The sequence below is a fragment of the Acinetobacter sp. NRRL B-65365 genome (assembly GCF_001605865.1).
Taxonomy (GTDB): domain Bacteria; phylum Pseudomonadota; class Gammaproteobacteria; order Pseudomonadales; family Moraxellaceae; genus Acinetobacter; species Acinetobacter vivianii.
The window spans coordinates 15,416-32,147 of record NZ_LRPD01000048.1 but is presented as its reverse complement, the minus strand read 5'-3'; the positions used below and the strand labels follow the sequence as shown (position 1 = coordinate 32,147).

23 protein-coding genes are annotated in these 16,732 nt (G+C 38.6%); 15 read left to right on the top strand and 8 right to left on the bottom strand.

Going from position 1 to position 16,732, the window contains the following annotated elements; genetic code table 11:
* Window positions 1–59 precede the first annotated feature (59 nt).
* Window positions 60–725 (bottom strand): phage antirepressor KilAC domain-containing protein, encoded by a 666-nt coding sequence (locus tag AWW72_RS15965; RefSeq protein WP_062847979.1) that lies wholly within the window; start codon window positions 723–725, stop codon window positions 60–62.
* A 55-nt stretch (window positions 726–780) separates the two neighbouring features.
* Complete coding sequence (locus tag AWW72_RS15960; RefSeq protein ID WP_062847978.1) at window positions 781–1,032, bottom strand: helix-turn-helix domain-containing protein; 252 nt, start codon at window positions 1,030–1,032, stop codon at window positions 781–783.
* Between the two features lie 121 nt (window positions 1,033–1,153).
* On the opposite strand from AWW72_RS15960, the gene AWW72_RS15955 reads away from it, so the two are divergent.
* From AWW72_RS15955 to AWW72_RS15895, 13 genes are all read left to right on the top strand, one after another.
* Complete coding sequence (locus AWW72_RS15955) at window positions 1,154–1,801, top strand: LexA family protein (RefSeq protein ID WP_062847977.1); 648 nt, start codon at window positions 1,154–1,156, stop codon at window positions 1,799–1,801.
* Between the two features lie 152 nt (window positions 1,802–1,953).
* Window positions 1,954–2,277, top strand: coding sequence for a YfdP family phage-associated protein (locus AWW72_RS15950; protein WP_062847976.1), 324 nt, complete (start codon window positions 1,954–1,956; stop codon window positions 2,275–2,277).
* 50 nt (window positions 2,278–2,327) lie between these two features.
* Window positions 2,328–3,137, top strand: a complete 810-nt coding sequence (locus AWW72_RS15945; RefSeq protein ID WP_032868824.1) for a DUF2303 family protein — start codon at window positions 2,328–2,330, stop codon at window positions 3,135–3,137.
* Between the two features lie 107 nt (window positions 3,138–3,244).
* Window positions 3,245–3,706 (top strand): hypothetical protein, encoded by a 462-nt coding sequence (locus AWW72_RS15940; protein ID WP_062847975.1) that lies wholly within the window; start codon window positions 3,245–3,247, stop codon window positions 3,704–3,706.
* Window positions 3,706–4,290, top strand: coding sequence for a hypothetical protein (locus AWW72_RS15935; RefSeq protein WP_062847974.1), 585 nt, complete (start codon window positions 3,706–3,708; stop codon window positions 4,288–4,290). Before AWW72_RS15940 ends, AWW72_RS15935 begins: the two co-directional genes overlap by 1 nt.
* A gap of 13 nt (window positions 4,291–4,303) precedes the next feature.
* A complete protein-coding gene (locus AWW72_RS15930) occupies window positions 4,304–5,059 on the top strand; it encodes a hypothetical protein (protein ID WP_062847973.1) in 756 nt (251 codons plus the stop codon).
* A gap of 50 nt (window positions 5,060–5,109) precedes the next feature.
* Window positions 5,110–5,343, top strand: a complete 234-nt coding sequence (locus AWW72_RS15925) for a helix-turn-helix domain-containing protein (RefSeq protein WP_062847972.1) — start codon at window positions 5,110–5,112, stop codon at window positions 5,341–5,343.
* Window positions 5,344–5,353: 10 nt separating this feature from the next.
* A complete protein-coding gene (locus AWW72_RS15920; protein WP_062847971.1) occupies window positions 5,354–6,463 on the top strand; it encodes a hypothetical protein in 1,110 nt (369 codons plus the stop codon).
* Window positions 6,460–7,710 (top strand): hypothetical protein, encoded by a 1,251-nt coding sequence (locus tag AWW72_RS19690; RefSeq protein ID WP_062847970.1) that lies wholly within the window; start codon window positions 6,460–6,462, stop codon window positions 7,708–7,710. Before AWW72_RS15920 ends, AWW72_RS19690 begins: the two co-directional genes overlap by 4 nt.
* Window positions 7,703–8,560: a hypothetical protein gene (locus AWW72_RS15910; RefSeq protein WP_062847969.1), complete on the top strand. Its 858-nt coding sequence runs from the start codon at window positions 7,703–7,705 to the stop codon at window positions 8,558–8,560. Before AWW72_RS19690 ends, AWW72_RS15910 begins: the two co-directional genes overlap by 8 nt.
* On the top strand, window positions 8,550–9,008 hold the full coding sequence (locus AWW72_RS15905) for a hypothetical protein (protein ID WP_062847968.1): 459 nt from the start codon (window positions 8,550–8,552) through the stop codon (window positions 9,006–9,008). Before AWW72_RS15910 ends, AWW72_RS15905 begins: the two co-directional genes overlap by 11 nt.
* Window positions 9,001–9,444 carry a hypothetical protein gene (locus tag AWW72_RS15900; RefSeq protein WP_062847967.1) on the top strand — a complete coding sequence of 148 codons (444 nt, stop codon included), beginning with the start codon at window positions 9,001–9,003 and terminating at the stop codon, window positions 9,442–9,444. Before AWW72_RS15905 ends, AWW72_RS15900 begins: the two co-directional genes overlap by 8 nt.
* A 3-nt stretch (window positions 9,445–9,447) precedes the next feature.
* Window positions 9,448–9,699 carry a hypothetical protein gene (locus AWW72_RS15895; protein WP_062847966.1) on the top strand — a complete coding sequence of 84 codons (252 nt, stop codon included), beginning with the start codon at window positions 9,448–9,450 and terminating at the stop codon, window positions 9,697–9,699.
* On the opposite strand, the gene AWW72_RS15890 is transcribed toward AWW72_RS15895, so the two are convergent.
* Together AWW72_RS15890 and tkt are read right to left on the bottom strand one after the other, a co-directional pair.
* Window positions 9,665–10,624, bottom strand: a complete 960-nt coding sequence (locus AWW72_RS15890; RefSeq protein ID WP_062847965.1) for a tyrosine-type recombinase/integrase — start codon at window positions 10,622–10,624, stop codon at window positions 9,665–9,667. The genes AWW72_RS15895 and AWW72_RS15890 overlap by 35 nt on opposite strands.
* 184 nt (window positions 10,625–10,808) lie before the next feature.
* Complete coding sequence (gene tkt, locus AWW72_RS15885; protein WP_062847964.1) at window positions 10,809–12,797, bottom strand: transketolase; 1,989 nt, start codon at window positions 12,795–12,797, stop codon at window positions 10,809–10,811.
* A 383-nt stretch (window positions 12,798–13,180) separates the two neighbouring features.
* On the opposite strand from tkt, the gene metK reads away from it, so the two are divergent.
* A complete protein-coding gene (gene metK / locus AWW72_RS15880) occupies window positions 13,181–14,347 on the top strand; it encodes a methionine adenosyltransferase (protein WP_062847963.1) in 1,167 nt (388 codons plus the stop codon).
* Window positions 14,348–14,407: 60 nt separating this feature from the next.
* On the opposite strand, the gene AWW72_RS15875 is transcribed toward metK, so the two are convergent.
* A complete protein-coding gene (locus AWW72_RS15875; RefSeq protein WP_004771808.1) occupies window positions 14,408–14,665 on the bottom strand; it encodes a hypothetical protein in 258 nt (85 codons plus the stop codon).
* A 244-nt stretch (window positions 14,666–14,909) separates the two neighbouring features.
* On the opposite strand from AWW72_RS15875, the gene AWW72_RS19685 reads away from it, so the two are divergent.
* Window positions 14,910–15,095 (top strand): hypothetical protein, encoded by a 186-nt coding sequence (locus AWW72_RS19685; protein WP_062847962.1) that lies wholly within the window; start codon window positions 14,910–14,912, stop codon window positions 15,093–15,095.
* 48 nt (window positions 15,096–15,143) lie between these two features.
* Here the strand turns inward: AWW72_RS19685 and AWW72_RS15865 are convergent, their stop codons facing one another.
* The 3 genes from AWW72_RS15865 to AWW72_RS19490 all read right to left on the bottom strand — a co-directional run bounded on the left by AWW72_RS15865 (window position 15,144) and on the right by AWW72_RS19490 (window position 16,627).
* Window positions 15,144–15,716: an FxsA family protein gene (locus tag AWW72_RS15865; protein ID WP_062847961.1), complete on the bottom strand. Its 573-nt coding sequence runs from the start codon at window positions 15,714–15,716 to the stop codon at window positions 15,144–15,146.
* A gap of 186 nt (window positions 15,717–15,902) precedes the next feature.
* Window positions 15,903–16,337, bottom strand: coding sequence for a putative hemolysin (locus AWW72_RS15860; protein ID WP_004771803.1), 435 nt, complete (start codon window positions 16,335–16,337; stop codon window positions 15,903–15,905).
* A 128-nt stretch (window positions 16,338–16,465) separates the two neighbouring features.
* The gene (locus AWW72_RS19490; protein WP_004771802.1) at window positions 16,466–16,627 is read right to left on the bottom strand and encodes a hypothetical protein; all 162 of its coding nucleotides are present in this window, start codon (window positions 16,625–16,627) and stop codon (window positions 16,466–16,468) included.
* Window positions 16,628–16,732 lie beyond the last annotated feature (105 nt).

Genomic DNA, 16,732 nt, shown 5'->3' with positions numbered 1-16,732 from the left:
TTACCTCGAAGTTAAATGAATAGATTTTTTTGACCGCTTCCTGTTGGCGCAGGGGGCGGTTAAACCAAGCCTTTAGTTGTGATTTCTTCTACAATCCAAGCCTCTCCTTTTGTTGTGAACATCGGCTGTGAATAGCCAACCTCTGTTTGACGCATAATTCCTAGATTCTTATCAATGAACCATTGTCTGAAGACACGGCCTCGCAGAACTGCCTTGCTGTAAACCCCAAGTTCATCTAGAACCTTGTTTAGCTTTACTGCCGATAAACCTAGTTTTTGTGCAACTTGCGTTGCATTCATTAAGGTGGCCTTTTCCACAACCGTGTCATAGAAATTGACTTTCGGCGCAGCAAGTTCTAATTGATGTGCTTGATCCGCTGCCAGCTGTAATGCCTCTGCATAGGTTTGTGGAATTCGAACCGGTTGGATCTGCTGCCCTTTCAAAATTTCTAGGACCTTTCTTCGCACGCCCTTTGACTCACGCATTGAAATCAGCATGCTTTGGTCATGATTTAAATTTGCTGCTACCGTTACAGTTCTATTAGGGTTATTCACAACGAAAGTTTCGTAGTGCTCACCTTCCAGCTCATCATGAATGCGCGCATGAAAGTCATTTGGCCTAATCGTAGGTTCACCAAACTCTAGGCGTACCTGATTAATAATCTTGAGCAATTCAAGACTCGAACATGTATTTAGATTTATCTGATTGATAGCTACTTGATTCATATCGTTAAACCGTTCCCTTTCTAATAATTGAATTCCATAAAAGCTGATTTGCTTTTTATTGCCCTTGGAATACAATCGGGTCTAATGTACTTTTAGCTATTCCAGTCACATCTGAGATGATTGGAATATACTTAGGCGGTATACGGTCTTGTGAAATCCAAGACTGAACGGCTTGATATGAATAGTTCTTCCCTGATTTTTTGGTAACTAAACGGGCAACGGCACTTACACCGCCAGCTTTTTGAATTGCATCTTTAACGATACTCTCACTAGTTACATCATCAGTTTTTTTAAGAATGTTATTCATATTTGGAAAAGCCCTACTCGCTCATTACAAGTATTACTTTAAAGAATACAAGATTTACTTGCAATGACTTTTTTCAAGAATTGCTTTATATTTAGTACAAGATTTTCTTGTGTGCACAAACATGAACAAGCTTGAAATGGGTAAGCGGATCGCTAAAAAGCGTGATGCTAAAGGTTTGGACCAAACAGAGTTGGCACATCTGCTTGAGATTTCTCCTCAAGCAGTCCAACAATGGGAGTCGGGTCAAACCTCTCCACGTGGTAAGAATCTCGACGCACTTACTACAGTTCTCGAATGTACAAAGGCTTATTTATTTGGTGAAGAAGATGAATTGAAGTCTTTTAACCGAGCTAGATATGTACCTTTAATTGATTGGGTAGCCGCTGGACACTGGAATGATCGTCAAATTGAAGTGTTAGATCAATATCCTAAAATTCTTTGTATGTTTAACGTTGGTCCTAATGGCTATGCCCTTGAGGTTAATGGGGAAAGCATGAAGGATGAATATAAACCGAAGGATATTATCTTTGTTAACCCTGATCTCCCAACTTCAATTGGAGATGATGTAATTGCCTGGTGTGCCCAAGGTTCTACATTTAAACGTTTAACCGCAAATGATAATGGCTCTTTTCTTTTAAAAGCATTAAACCCTGAATGGGTGCCTCGATATATGCCTTTAGATGAAACTTGCTATATCACTGGGAAAGTTGTTGGTGCAATTAGTTCTAAGACAGATCAAGATTTAATAAGCCAGCTACTAGTTATGTAAATTTTTGCAATCCTAAAGCCTGCATAATGCAGGCTTTTTTGTGTCTATTGAAAAATAATACAAGATTTTCTTTAAATAATTATTGAATACAAGAATTACTTGTAATATGATCATTTCACCAACAACAAAAACCTAAAGTTAGGTGACTGAAAATGAAATCAACCGATCATAACCAATTTATCGATGACATTGACGGCGGTGTCTTTGCTCAGCAACTAGGCTATGCAATCAGTGAAGTTGCATCAGCAGCCGTTGATAATAACGGCAAAGGCGAAATTAACGTCAAGATCAAATTCTCAAAAGGTGTCGGTGCAGACAGCGTCACAATTGAGCACAAATTAACATCAAACACCCCTTTGCCAGATGGCAATAAAATTGAAAATCACGGCGCAAAAACATCTATGCATGTCAATAAAGACGGTGATGTATCTCTATTTGCAAATCATACAAAACAACTTTTTGAAGAAGATGCATAAGGCATCTTCATAAAACCTTCCCCCTCCATCAAATAGGATAGAAAAAACTCATGTCAGTAGTAAATTCAGAAGTACAAGCCGTAGTTGAAAATTGCACACCTGTTCACACTTTAAACCGTGGTGATTTAGTTGCAGTACATGAAAACTTCAAAGTTATCGATACAGAAGCAAACCAAGAAGGTCGTAATCGAATTCGTGGGCGTTTTTCAACTCCAATCTTTGCAGATTTTGTGCAATACATCACTGATTCACCTACTACTGGTCCAGTACCAGTATTCGTATCCCGTGATGATGTTCAAGCAATTGCTGTTTTGAACTACAGTGAAAAAGGCTTTGATCAGGGCCATTGTGACCACAAAGCAATTTTGAAACTTGACCCTACTGTTGTATGGAAAAAACTCAATCAACTCAAAGATAGTAAGTTGGATCAAAAACGCTTTGCTACTTTCCTAGAAGATTGGGCAAGTGTTTTAAAGGCCTACGATGCTGAAGAAAAAGAAATTCCTCTTAAAGATGCCATTGTTGCAGTACGCAATATGAAGGTGGATATCAACGTTTCAAACGATGCAGAAGTTGAAAATACTCGTGAAATTCGTACAGCACAAACAGATATCGCAGCCAAAGCGAAAAAAGGCCAATTACCTGAAAAATTTAAAATTGTCGATACAGCATATGTTGGTCTAGAAGAAAAAACTCTTGAGCTTCGCGTAATCGTCAATAGTAGTAGTGGCGAGCCTATCTTTGCCGTGCAAATCATTAAAGAAGAAATTCTGGTTAATGAAATTATCCAAGAATTTAAACAAAAAGTGATTGAGCTCCTTCCAGATCAACAAGTTTTGATCGGTACATTTGAAGCCTAACCCTTAATTTAAAGCACAAAAAAAGCCCTGCTAATCTTGGCGGATTCAGGGCTTTCTAAGGTCAACTTTCATTGCTTTACGCAAGAAAATTATGGAACGAGAGCATTATGGAACAAAAGCTTTCTCAAGACAATATTTCATTTAGTTTCCCAAATGTAGTATTAGTCACGGCAATTATTTTTTTTATTGTCCTCTTTGGTATATCAATTGCAGTTTCACAGCCTATTGATATAAATCCACCTCCACAGAATAACGCTATACCTGATGTGCGCGCTTCAACATATGGAGTTACTCAACTTTCAATTACTTCAAAAAATACAGGTACAGGATTAATTAATCTCGATGGCTACCTTGTGCCTTTAGATTTCAAGTTTGAATCTTATCCTAGTGATTACGGTTCACCAGGCACTGAGTATACAGCCGTTGATATCACTTGGTTTGATATTGGTCAAATACTTAATCCAAATGGCACAAAAGTTGATGACTTTACCAATTTTCAGGACCACAAAAATATCAGTGAAGCTTTGAAAAACTTTATTGAGGCTAACAAGTTAGTGGAGGCACGCTAATGTCTTCTACTGCACACGATCAAATACGTTCATCAATTGAAGCATTTAGTCAAAATCTTAGTCCTGCTCAAGTTTTAGAATCTTTGAGTAAAGGGATAGGTATTGAATACGCTGAAGTTGAAACAACTGATTGGACGTTTATTGAAAAGAACTGCCCTATTTCGATTGCAGATATTTTTGGCGGTTGCCTTAAATTTCGCTTTTCAATGAAAACTTATGATACCCAACGATTTAAAGAGAAATCTGCAAAGTACTTTTGTGAATTTCTGAATCTCGATGGTGATGGCAACGAACGTTATCGAATGGGTTTTGATAACCCGACGGTATATGTCCTTCTGAAGAATGAGAATTCTAAATTACCCGCTGGTCTTAGCAATTACATAACCTGGGGAACATATCTCAATGGTTTTGATTTCTATGTTGAGAGAAATGGGCTATTAGTTAAAACCCTACTTTCAGAAAAAGTCACGTCTCATCTTTATAAGGCGCGCCAAGCGAAGCAAGCCGCAAAACGTGCTGCTTATTTAGATCGTAATGGTTTCTTCCAAAATCTACCGCCTAAAAAACGCAAGCTTTTAGGGTAAGGAGGATTGAATCATGGGAAATGCAAACAATCAAAATAATCCGAACATGGCACTTTGGCATTCTGTTTGTGTTACTGATCCAACACAAACCACGGAAATCAAAGGTAAGCCATATAAAGGTACTTCACCTAAAGCTTATTGGTTGATCCAACGTGCAACTGAAACCTTCGGGCCTATAGGTCAAGGCTGGGGTGTAGAAATCAAAGATCATGGTTTCCAGAAACTGGATGATGTCACTATCAGCCATTGGATAATCATCGTGCTTTGGTACATGAAGGACGGTCAAAAGTACTTTGTTGAGCAAACCGCTGGTTCTAAAGCAATGTATAAGGCGAGCACTGGCATTATTCATGACGAAGATGCAATTAAAAAGTCAAAAACCAATGCAACCGTAAAGGCTTTAAGTCTCTTAGGCTTTGCTGGCGATATTCATGCAGGCTATTGGAATGCAGAAGGTTATCAGCAGAAGGCTTATGAGCATTACTACGGTAACAATAATACTGAAACTTCAAACAGCCAGACCGAGCAACAACCACCTGTAAACGAAGTGAAAACTGTTGGGCAGTCAACCCAACAACCCCCAACTGAACAAAAGCCTAAACGTACAGAGCAAGAACTCTTTAATGCTGCTCTAAAAGCCATTTGTGATGCAAAAGATCCGTCAGTTTTAAATGCAGCGTATACAAGATTCAAAGGCACTTTTTATGAGTCGACGATTGTAGCCGCATGCAAGAACAAAAAAACTCATGAGGGTTGGGGCCAAGCCTAAAAATTGGCGCCCTCTCCTAAACACTCATTGATAAATATTGGAAAAAATAAATGTCTTCAAAACTTAACCTTCAGTCACCAGTACTGACAATTGAACATCTTAACCACGTATTAGAAACTGGAAAAGATAATGCGTATAACGTCGTAATGGAGATTGTTGAAAAACCACTACTTGAATTAACCCTTACCCATACCCGCGGCAACCAGACTAAAGCGGCTGAAATTTTGGGCCTCAATCGCGGTACATTGCGCAAAAAACTTAAAGCCCATGGCTTGATGAAGTGAGGGATAAGCAATGGTTGATTTAAGAATTAGCGAAAAACAGAAACCAGGTATTTTTAGGTTTCATAGCCTAAAAGTAGACCTACGCACTCATGGCAAAGCCGAAGTTTTGAAATATTTTTCACAATTAGGCTTCTATGTCACAAGCACGACTTCAATCATTGAAGGTGATGAATTCCTGTTTGTTCAGGACAATGGTCGTGTTTTTTCATGCGAAAATGCCATAAGTTCAGATGGATATGAATGGGTAACTCTAGATCATCTAAAGGACATGGTTATTTTAAATCGGAATGATGTAAATGATGCAACCCATGTAATGCCTGATGATGGTGATAAGTTTGTAAAGCTAAGTGATGGATGGCGGTATTGGACAGATGATGGCATGGATGCATATGGACAATATGCTTTTGCATGGCAAAAAAATGGTAACTCTGATGAGTATCTTGAGGCGAATTTAAGACCTATCCAAAAACCGAAGACTACCGACCATGAGTTTCTTGATCCAGAAAATTCATATCAATACATCAAAACAACAGATGTTGGGATTAAGCCTACTTGGATCGAGATTCCTGAAGGTGCCCATCTTTATTTTATGGAATGGTTTTACAAACTTGAAAACGGTATTTGGTACGCATGGATGGGACGGACAAAATGGATGGAAACTGAATATCAGTTTAGTACTGACTATGCAAATATCCATTGGGTCCGTGAAGGTATTAAGCTACCAGAACCTGAAAATAAACATGCTGTTGAAAGTACTCAAAGTTTTAATCCAAACATCAATGCAGATTATATTCTTTTGGATGGTGAAGCAGCAAAAAAAGCATGGAGTAATGGATCTAAAATTCAAATATCACCTATTAAATCTATTCCTGAATGGGAGGATTTAAATGTAAAGGTGGCTACCTTAGATTTTTTTGAAAAGAAATTTCTTTTCCGCTGTAAACCTCACACCATAATGCTCAATGGAGTTGAGCTAAAACCTTGGAATTCGGTTCAAGTTAATTACGAGAAATTTCAAATTAGAATTGATTGTGCAGATGTTGAATCAGCTAGTCATACATATGAAGAAATTTGGAAAGTTTTTAGTAATAGATCAGTCGACTGGAGCAATAAAGCATGAAATATCAAATTTTAGTTCCAATCGCCCTACTACGTGCAGCTTGTATTGCTTCAAAAGATGAAGATGAATGGGATACACGAAACCTAGACTCTGTAGCAATTGTAAAACAGCATATTGTAGGCACTGATGGTCGTATTCTGTTTTACGCAAAATTAGAAAATGTGCCAGATAATGTTTTATTTATTATTCCAAAAGCTTATGCAGAGAGTTTTGTTAAAAAAACTGCTTTTAGCTCGGGATTGAAGCATTGCCAAATCACATACGACACTGAGTCGCAAACTGGATTAATTGAAATTCCTCATCACCATAACGCATATGAGGCATTTAAAGTTTTCTTAAAAGTTACTTATCCCGACTGGGAAAAAGTAATTCCAGCAAATACCGGTTATCAAGGCTTTGTACGTTTTGACAGTGAGTACTTATCAAAAGTGGAAGATATTTGCGCTGAATTAGGATCAATTTGCAATCCTGTCATTAGTCCTACTGGCGTGAATAAAGGTGCAAATATTGATTTTTTGTTCAGTGACTTTAGACATGCTAAAGCCGTTTTGATGCCTAGAAGTAATGATCCAGATTCAGAACTCTATTGTGTGGTAGTTGGTCCTCACCCCGAGGATGATGAGGATACCGTACAAATGGCCGCAGCATCAGCTGAATTAGCATTCAAAGCTGCTCACCGCCTTCGAAACTCATTTATTTTCAATCCAAGATTTGAAAATGATCATTCAGAATTTAATGATGGTGCAAATTGGATTTATCCGACTGTTTGGAATGGTACAAAGAAAGCACATGCCGAAGAATTGAAAATCACTGAAGAATGGTTTTCGAAGCCATTGAAGCGTTATGACAATGCAGAGATGGCAATTAAATATATAAAAGCCCTTAACGATTGTGTTGAGTGTTATGTCGATGATAAGTCTGTTATTGCCCAAACTGAGGAAGATGTTCTTAAGTTTTTTGCTGAAAACCCAATTCAACAAAATCCAAAACTATGGGCCGTTAATATTCCTGAAGAACCAGATTCAGCCGCTATTTTACATCCAGTACCAAGCCACAAATTAGCAAAGCAAATAGCTTTTAGGCTGAAAAAAGAAGCCAAGCAACAATTTCCAACAGTTGGTCAGGCTATTGCTGATGCCGTGACAATTGAGGAATGGCAAGGTACATCGGATGAACACGCCGAGTATATAAAATTGAATCCAAATTGGTGGCTTAACACAACTTTTTTGGAGAAAAACAATGACTAATCTAAACCAACAATTATATTTAAGACAAAAGTTTGAAGAGCTTCCTGAATTTAAACATTTACTCGAAATGTGCGAATGGGATGCCGCTGGCTTATATGTAAATACCTCTGGTAGTAACGAGTTTGAGCATTATGCTGATGGGTGTAATGGTGGCCTAACCGCCTTTATATGTCAGCAACACAAAATTGAGGAGTTAAAATCTCAATTAGAGAAATATCAAAACCCAGATTTAAGTGCTGATTCAAATGCTCTAATTAATAATTTTGCTGACCAAATGAAAGTGAAGTTAGTCAAAGCCCAAGAAAAATATGGCTTCAACGACGACTGGAAAAGTTCAGATTGGGAGGCTAAATGCAGGGGTGAATTATACCGTCACCTCAATAAAGGCGATCCAATTGATGTAGCAAATTATTGTGCATTTATGCTTTTCCATAAGTGGTCTACTAGTTTTTTAGATTCTGCTTATGCCCTTTTGCCAAAGGAGCCAACTGAAGTAATGATGTTGAAAGCATTAAACGCTATCAAGTCTGAAATTGGCAAGGACCATATTGATGTCAAAATTGTTCATACTTGGCGAGAAATGTACTTAGCATTTAATGGGGAAATTAAACCTCATGCAAATCATGGTATCTCCCTCACCTGTGAAGCTTTACTTGAAGCATTTCAATATGGTGCACCAGATTACAACTTCGATGATGAGGAATTAACAGAAGATATTAAAAATCAACTATCTACTGAAATGACAATTCTTTGGTGGGAAAACGGACATAGTGGTACAGGCTTCTATGCTTATTACACTGAGTATCCAGAAGAAGGCTCAATTAAATTAGGTGGTGACGATGAACACTGAGATAGATAAAAATGATTTTTATGAAGAACGTCAATCATTTATTAAGTGGGCAATTCGAAATCACTATGACGTTTCTGAAACAACTTCCGTCCACGGTGTTTTATTTAAACGCCAATCGACTACAGACGCTTGGTTAGGATGGCTTTACAGCAGTAGATCAAATGCAGAAAAGCTAAAAGACTGTGTGGTTGTTCCTAAAGATCAAATTGAGATTTGGTGGCAAGATACTGAAGAACCAGAAAATTTCGCTACCCAATTAAAGGATCTTCATTTAATTGCTAATCACATTGAAGATGGCGACTTCATGGCAATAGATGAGCATCACACGATCCATCTTCCATCAACAAAATTGTTTGGAGCTTGGTCATATAAAGATGGCAAGCGAATCTTTATCACTGGAACAAAAGATGAAGTTGTAGAAGTAGCCAGAGGTGGAAATCATGAGTAAGCTAAAAGACAAGATCGTATTAATCATTCGTGATATTTGTGAGCTTTCTGATAGATCAAGCCCAGAAGAATATCCGGACCACCTGCTTGTATTACCCGATGAACTTGAAACGTTTATTAGCCAGCGAATAGCTGAATGTTTCCCAAATATTCTTAAAGCGGCTACTGAAATTTGGCATGACAACGGTATGGTCAACCGTCATGAGCCATACGGTGTAAAAGTTGAATTGTTAAATCAATGGCTGATGACTTTAGATAGCAATGAGTTAATGCTGGCTGAAACTGAGCTATCAAAATTAAATGAAGATGATCTTCATACTCTATGCTGTGGTGAAGAAACAGAACAAGAGCGGATTGGCTCACCATTCATCAATGAATTTCTAAATAGAATTTTTGATGAAGAATATGAAGAAGCAAAAGCGGATGCGGAGGGATGAAATATGACTGAGGTTAAATTTGTTTCGATGCCTGCTGCTGATCTGGCTCAAATGATGAAAGCAGCTTGCAAAGATGCTGTGGCAGAGGTTTTAGCAGCCCAAGGTGATGAGCTGCTAAATATTAAACAGTTGTGTGAACGTATCCCAGGTTTGTCATATCACACATTTAAAAAGCTTGAGAAAGAGCACAGGCTTAAAGATATCCGTGGGCGTTACTCTCTTACTGCTGTGAAAGCCGCTCTGCAATCTCACTAGATGTTGGATTGTAGTAAATCATTGCTCGGCGGGGATTGGTCCAACCAAACATCTTACATAAATCCAGTAATGGGATTTTAAGAGCAATCCTTGTAGCTGCTGTATGGCGGCTATCATGGAATTTAAATCCTGTTAGCCCCGCTGCAACCCTGCTTTTCATAAACTCAGTTGTAGCATCATCATTGCTAATTTCAAAAACGTTGCCTTGTTTTAATGGCCCAATTTCCTTAAATATATTCACAGCCTTGTTACTTAATGGAACCTCTCTAGCACGTCCATTCTTTGTGGCATCTAAAACAAGATAATTTTTTTGTAGGTGAATTCTCTCCCACTTTAAATTACAAATTTCTGAAAGCCGCATACCTGTTTCTAAAGCAATAAGAAATATAAATTTCATTTCAGTGGATAGAAAAGGCAATATAATTTCAACCTCCTCGTCACTAATTACCCTTTCTCGATGCGGCGATTCTTTTGGTAATTTTATATCACGTATAGGATTCGTCCCCATCCAGCGCTTAATATCAATACACCATGTGAAGATGGCGGAAAGCAGAATCAAGTCCCTTCTAACAGTTGCCCCCTTAACACTCTTAAGTCTTTTTTCCCGCCAATCTATTAAAAACTCCTTATTAACTTCTAGCAGGGGTAAATCTACATACATGTTTTTGAGCAGATAATTAATTTTTCTGATTTCCTTATCCGCGCCTTTTTTATTGATTGAAACAGTATCTCTATACTCTAACAACACATCTTTCCAGATCACATGATCAAAAATTTCAGCTTTTTCATTCTTTAATTTCACCTCTAATTCTTGTGCCCACTTTTTTGCCTCTCGCATAGTGTCATGTGTTTTTGATTTTGGTGGATGTGGTTTAATCCGAACGGTAGCTGTAATTCTACCGTTTCTTTTTTGGTATGTGGCCATATAAACTCATTGAAATTCTGTTGCACTCTTGTTGCACTTGATTTTAAATTGCAAGCAATCAGAATTGCAACCTAGTTTTATTTTACTTATAAGTGACTGTTATATATTATTTTAATACATAACTAGTTTTCTTAAATTAAAGAAAAAGCGCCCTATTCAGAGCGCTTTTTACTACTTAATTCAATTAAGCAGTCAATTCTTTAACCGCAGCAACAACCGCTTCAGTGGTAATACCGAAGAATTGGAACAAGTCTTTTGCTGGCGCAGATTCGCCGTAAGTGGTCATACCGATCACTTTGCCGTCTAAACCAACAAACTTCCACCAGTAATCCACATGAGCCGCTTCAACTGCTACGCGTGCACGGATATGTGCAGGCAATACCGCTTCACGATATGCAGCATCTTGCTTCATAAACTCTTCAGCACATGGCATAGACACAACACGCACACCTTCAAGTTGTGCATATGCTTCCATTGCCAATGAAACTTCTGAACCAGTCGCGATGATGATTGCTTTTAACTCACCTTTTTCTTCAGCAAGTACATAACCACCTTTCGCAACGTTTTGAATTTGAGCTTCATTACGTGCTTGGAATGGCAAGTTTTGACGAGAGAAGATTAACGCTGATGGACCATCTTTACGTTGAAGTGCAGATTTCCAAGAAACCGCTGCTTCAACTGTGTCACATGGGCGCCATGTATTTAAGTTTGGCGTACCGCGTAATGATGCAATTTGTTCAATTGGTTGATGTGTAGGACCATCTTCACCCAAACCGATCGAATCATGCGTATAAACATGAATCACACGTTGCTTCATCAATGCAGACATACGTACTGCATTACGCGCATATTCCATAAACATCAAGAATGTTGCAACGTAAGGTACGAAACCACCGTGTAAAGCCACACCATTCGCAATTGCAGTCATACCGAATTCACGAACGCCGTAATACACGTAGTTACCCGCTGGGTTTTCCTGTACGCCTTGGCAACCTTTCCAAAGTGTTAAGTTAGAACCCGCCAAGTCAGCAGAACCACCTAATAATTCAGGAAGTAATGGACCAAATGCTTGTAATGTATTTTGGCTTGCTTTACGTGTCGCAATGGTTTCAGCTTTAGCATTGGTTTCAGCAATGAAAGCATCTGCTTGTGCTGCAAACTCAGCTGGCAAATCACCATTGATACGGCGTAATAATTCTGCTGCTTCAGTTGGATATTTTGCTTGGTATTGAGCAAACAATTCATTCCATGCTGCTTCAGATGTTTGACCTTTTGCTTTTGCATCCCAAGCTGCATATACATCTTCAGGAATAACAAATGAATCTTCTTTCCAGCCTAATGCTTCACGGGTTAAAACGATTTCGTCTTTACCCAATGGTGCGCCGTGGCAATCTTCTTTACCTTGTTTGTTTGGTGAACCTAAACCAATAATCGTTTTACAGATAATGATTGTTGGTTTATTGGTTTCAGCTTTTGCTTCAAGAGTTGCTTGGCGAATTGCAGCAGCATCATGACCATCTACATGAAGAACTTGCCAACCGTATGCATTGAAACGTTGTTCAGTATCATCACTGAACCAACCTTCCACTTCACCATCAATCGAGATACCGTTGTCATCGTAGTATGCGATCAACTTACCAAGACCTAAAGTCCCCGCAAGTGAACATACTTCGTGAGAAATACCTTCCATTAAGCAGCCATCGCCAAGGAAGCAGTAAGTGAAGTGATCAACAACGTTTAAATCGTCTTTGTTGAACTGTGCAGCCAAAGTTTTTTCAGCAAGTGCGAAACCGACTGCATTGGCAATCCCCTGGCCTAATGGACCAGTTGTTGTTTCAATACCAGGTGCATAACCATATTCAGGGTGACCTGGTGTTTTAGAATGTAATTGACGGAACTGTTTTAAATCTTCAATAGATAAATCATAACCAGTCAAATGCAATAAGGCATATTGCAACATAGAGCCATGACCATTTGACAATACGAAGCGGTCACGGTTCGCCCATTGCGGGTTGCTTGGGTTATGATTTAAAAATTCACGCCAAACCACGTCAGCGATATCTGCCATCCCCATTGGTGCACCTGGATGCCCTGAGTTTGCTTGTTGCACAGCATCCATTGCCAAGACACGAATTGCATTTGCAATACGACGTTCATTTAAAGGGGTTGTCATAAGTCAGAATCCGATTAAATCAAATAAGATGAGAGAAGATGAGAAACCATCTTTCAAAAACTGCCACTATTGTCTTAAAAAAACGCCAATGGGTAAAGTCCAATAGACGATATTTCTTGTTTTTCACGCAATCATTTAGCATTAAGTGTGTAAATGTTCATACGATAGGCAGTACCAGCAATATCAAGTAAAAAATTTAAGCGACAAATTACAGATTTATTCATATAAAAAACCCTAAATATCAATTTCCCTGATACTCATATCAATAAAAACATCATGAAAATGAAATAAATTCACGCTTTTTAGTCAGCTTGTGCTAGTCCTATGCGCCAAGTCGATGTAACATACTCTGTCTTTTTGAAAATACCAATGATAGGACGTTCATGCGCGAGTATGCTGTTTTTACTTCAGAATCTGTAAGCGAAGGTCATCCAGATAAAATGGCTGACCAAGTTAGCGATGCAATTTTAGATGCAATCCTAAGAGAAGACCCGTATGCGCGTGTCGCTTGTGAAACATTAGTAAAAACAGGTGTGGTTGTTCTTGCTGGTGAAATCACAACGACAGCAAATGTGGACTTTGAAGCGATTGTACGTCAAACCGTAAATGGAATTGGTTATCACCATTCTGACTTAGGTTTCGATGGTTCAACTTGTGCCGTGATCAACATGATCGGTAAGCAGTCTCCTGAGATTGCACAAGGTGTTGATCGCCAAAAGCCAGAAGATCAAGGTGCAGGTGACCAAGGTCTCATGTTCGGTTACGCAAGCCGTGAAACTGATGTGTTGATGCCTGCTCCAATCTCTTACGCTCACCGTTTAATGGAGCGTCAAGCAGAATTACGCCGTTCAGGTGCTTTACCGTGGTTACGCCCAGATGCGAAAAGCCAGGTAACGTTTGCTTATGAAAATGGCAAACCGGTTCGTTTAGATGCTGTTGTTTTATCAACTCAACATGATCCTGAAATTTCTCAAATTCAGTTAAAAGAAGCTGTCATTGAAGAAATCGTTAAACCGATCATTCCTGCTGAAATGTTCCATGCAGGTACTAAATTCCATATCAACCCAACAGGTATGTTCGTCATTGGCGGTCCTGTAGGTGACTGTGGTTTAACAGGTCGTAAAATTATTGTAGATACTTACGGCGGTATGGCTCGTCACGGTGGTGGTGCTTTCTCTGGTAAAGATCCATCGAAAGTTGACCGTTCGGCTGCTTATGCAGGCCGTTATGTTGCGAAAAATATTGTTGCAGCGGGTTTAGCAGATAAATGTGAAATTCAGGTGAGTTATGCAATCGGTGTTGCTGAACCAACTTCAATTTCAATCAACACTTTTAACACTGGTAAAGTATCAGACGAGTTAATTGTTCAACTTGTACGTGAACACTTTGACTTACGTCCATACGGCATTACCCGTATGCTGAATCTGATTCAACCAATGTATAAGCAAACAGCAGCTTATGGTCACTTTGGCCGTGAAGGTTCTGACTCTGCCTTTACTTGGGAAAAAACAGATAAAGTAGATATCCTGAAAGATGCAGCTGGACTCTAATCCACTGCTCTTCAATAAAAAAGCTCGCAATTGCGAGCTTTTTTATAACCCCAATAATCATTATTTATTCGAATTGGTATTATCCTGTTTGAACATCTCCAGCAGCGAATTGCTTTGAACTGGTTGATCTTCTTGATGATGCTGACTATATAAATGTGCAAGTTTAATGACCACCACCACTGCTAGGCAGGCAGCAACACAAAACATCCACAAGCCATAAGGGCTGCGAATATGCTGAGAACCGCAATAAGGGCACTCTTTATCTGTTGATGCGACGACCTTGTCACAACATGCACAATGATATTGATATAACATCATTAATACCTCCTCTCTTTATTTTTTTATTTTCTTTTTACAACAAATACTCATATGTCACACTTTTATCCTATGAGAAAAAAAACCATAATTCAATCACGTTTTCTGACCTATGCATTCAAATTAACAAATTTTTATGACAATTTGATTAGAATCTTAATTTTAAGAAAATCATTAAGTTCTTAATATTATTTTGATCTTTCATGTTATTTGTTAAAATAACGTTTTGCAAATTGTGGAATAGATGATGGCCCAATTGATTAATAAAGGTGGATTTCGCGAACGCGCCAACCGTAGTCGCAAGTACAAACAGTCAGAAAACGAAGTCACTACCCTACAACCTAGCCAATATCAACCACAACCTAAAGAAACAGAGACTTCCACGAATTCCGAATCACACCCCGATCATTCCATCAAAAAAAATCAAACATAAAAAAGCACACTCAATAAGGTGTGCTTTTTTTGCAAATTATGAATCTAATCAATTCACATCTTTAAATTCGATTTTCTTCTGATCAGGTTTTACTTCACGTGCTTCACCATCAATAATGGTTGAGTCACGATACTGACCACCACCTTGTTGTTGATTTTGCATATCTTGCATCTGGCGCATCAGATCAGCAAACGGGTTCTGCCCTCCAGCACCACCGCCCATGTTGCCCATACCGCCCATCATCTTATCCATCATGGCTTGCTGACGTTTTGCCATGGTCTTCATCAAGGCATTGCGGAACGCCGTTTGAACGGATGGAATCAACACCAACACCGCCAACACATCCGAAATTAGACCAGGAATCATCAGTAAGAAACCTGCCATCGCAAGCGCCAGCTTCTTGGTCACAGCTGGATCTCCACCCAACTGACCTGTCATCTGCATTTGCTGTAATTGCGGCATAATCGTTGAAGCACTTGAACGCAGCAGGTTTAAACCAATAAAGAATGCGATAATGAACCAGAAAAAGACATACCACATACTTCCAACGAGGTCACCCACGCCAATCCAGACTAAAACCTCGGCAATTGTGCCAAATACCACGATAAGAAGTAGATTCATGTCAAATCTCTAAAATTAAAACCTTGTGCAATATTGAACAATCAATCCTGACACAACAAATAAAATAAACTCAATACCCTTAATGATGGGTACATTTTAAAATTTATCAAGTCTTATAGAATAGCTTGTATAAAAAAACTCCCAACTAAAGCAAATCTAATTGGGAGCTTATATATTTTTTAAAGATTAGCCACAAGTTGCTTGAGTAATCTTCTTAGACTGAGGATCGATCGTTACAGTCACACGATTCTCACGATAGTCCATGGTCACTGGCTGATTTGGACCTACACTACGTACAATTTCAGATTTAGTTTTTTGCTTGATTTGCGCTTCTGTTAAGCCAGACTGTCCAACCAATTTAGCGGCTTCGTCAGCGATACATTTAGGTTGACTTGCACGGAAAAGTTCCCATTCTTCAACCACTTGACCATTTGGTAATTTACAATAACCGACCTGACCATTGGCTTCATTACGGATTTCCAACTGTCCACCTTGGTCTACACAGTATTTACTTGCTGGGTTAGGCATACCAATTTTTGGTGGAGTTGTGTCTTTATTAGGTGTTGCTGAACACGCTGCAAGTGAAGTAAGAACCACACCTAAAAGTAAGATCTTTTTCATAGTTTGAATTCTGATAAAGTGAAAAAGCAAAGATAACAAAATAACTTAACTTTTTATGTCAATGATTTGAAACAAGAGACTATTTTTCTATTTATATGATCCAAATGTATTCAATACTTAAATCATGACTATTGAATAATCACATACTCTAATCGAATCGCTTCGTCGACCAAATAATGCTCTTTGATAATATAAAAATAAGGTCGCGTGTTAATCCACTCGTCCATTGCCAGAATTGCTTCTGTATAGCCAGTGAGTGCGGAAAAATCTTTGACTTGTATGATATCCATGAGCTGATCTCTTTTTTTATTAAGCCTAGCACACTCAACCTATTTTACTAAAGAATAAAATATAGCCAGATTCATCAATAGATTTTTATACAGCCATGCTCCATT

Coding starts and splice junctions, on each gene's coding strand:
- AWW72_RS15965 (WP_062847979.1), bottom strand. CDS start 725: ATGAATCAAGTAGCTATCAATCAGATAAATCTAAATACATGTTCGAGT.
- AWW72_RS15960 (WP_062847978.1), bottom strand. CDS start 1,032: ATGAATAACATTCTTAAAAAAACTGATGATGTAACTAGTGAGAGTATC.
- AWW72_RS15955 (WP_062847977.1), top strand. CDS start 1,154: ATGAACAAGCTTGAAATGGGTAAGCGGATCGCTAAAAAGCGTGATGCT.
- AWW72_RS15950 (WP_062847976.1), top strand. CDS start 1,954: ATGAAATCAACCGATCATAACCAATTTATCGATGACATTGACGGCGGT.
- AWW72_RS15945 (WP_032868824.1), top strand. CDS start 2,328: ATGTCAGTAGTAAATTCAGAAGTACAAGCCGTAGTTGAAAATTGCACA.
- AWW72_RS15940 (WP_062847975.1), top strand. CDS start 3,245: ATGGAACAAAAGCTTTCTCAAGACAATATTTCATTTAGTTTCCCAAAT.
- AWW72_RS15935 (WP_062847974.1), top strand. CDS start 3,706: ATGTCTTCTACTGCACACGATCAAATACGTTCATCAATTGAAGCATTT.
- AWW72_RS15930 (WP_062847973.1), top strand. CDS start 4,304: ATGGGAAATGCAAACAATCAAAATAATCCGAACATGGCACTTTGGCAT.
- AWW72_RS15925 (WP_062847972.1), top strand. CDS start 5,110: ATGTCTTCAAAACTTAACCTTCAGTCACCAGTACTGACAATTGAACAT.
- AWW72_RS15920 (WP_062847971.1), top strand. CDS start 5,354: ATGGTTGATTTAAGAATTAGCGAAAAACAGAAACCAGGTATTTTTAGG.
- AWW72_RS19690 (WP_062847970.1), top strand. CDS start 6,460: ATGAAATATCAAATTTTAGTTCCAATCGCCCTACTACGTGCAGCTTGT.
- AWW72_RS15910 (WP_062847969.1), top strand. CDS start 7,703: ATGACTAATCTAAACCAACAATTATATTTAAGACAAAAGTTTGAAGAG.
- AWW72_RS15905 (WP_062847968.1), top strand. CDS start 8,550: ATGAACACTGAGATAGATAAAAATGATTTTTATGAAGAACGTCAATCA.
- AWW72_RS15900 (WP_062847967.1), top strand. CDS start 9,001: ATGAGTAAGCTAAAAGACAAGATCGTATTAATCATTCGTGATATTTGT.
- AWW72_RS15895 (WP_062847966.1), top strand. CDS start 9,448: ATGACTGAGGTTAAATTTGTTTCGATGCCTGCTGCTGATCTGGCTCAA.
- AWW72_RS15890 (WP_062847965.1), bottom strand. CDS start 10,624: ATGGCCACATACCAAAAAAGAAACGGTAGAATTACAGCTACCGTTCGG.
- tkt (WP_062847964.1), bottom strand. CDS start 12,797: ATGACAACCCCTTTAAATGAACGTCGTATTGCAAATGCAATTCGTGTC.
- metK (WP_062847963.1), top strand. CDS start 13,181: ATGCGCGAGTATGCTGTTTTTACTTCAGAATCTGTAAGCGAAGGTCAT.
- AWW72_RS15875 (WP_004771808.1), bottom strand. CDS start 14,665: ATGATGTTATATCAATATCATTGTGCATGTTGTGACAAGGTCGTCGCA.
- AWW72_RS19685 (WP_062847962.1), top strand. CDS start 14,910: ATGGCCCAATTGATTAATAAAGGTGGATTTCGCGAACGCGCCAACCGT.
- AWW72_RS15865 (WP_062847961.1), bottom strand. CDS start 15,716: ATGAATCTACTTCTTATCGTGGTATTTGGCACAATTGCCGAGGTTTTA.
- AWW72_RS15860 (WP_004771803.1), bottom strand. CDS start 16,337: ATGAAAAAGATCTTACTTTTAGGTGTGGTTCTTACTTCACTTGCAGCG.
- AWW72_RS19490 (WP_004771802.1), bottom strand. CDS start 16,627: ATGGATATCATACAAGTCAAAGATTTTTCCGCACTCACTGGCTATACA.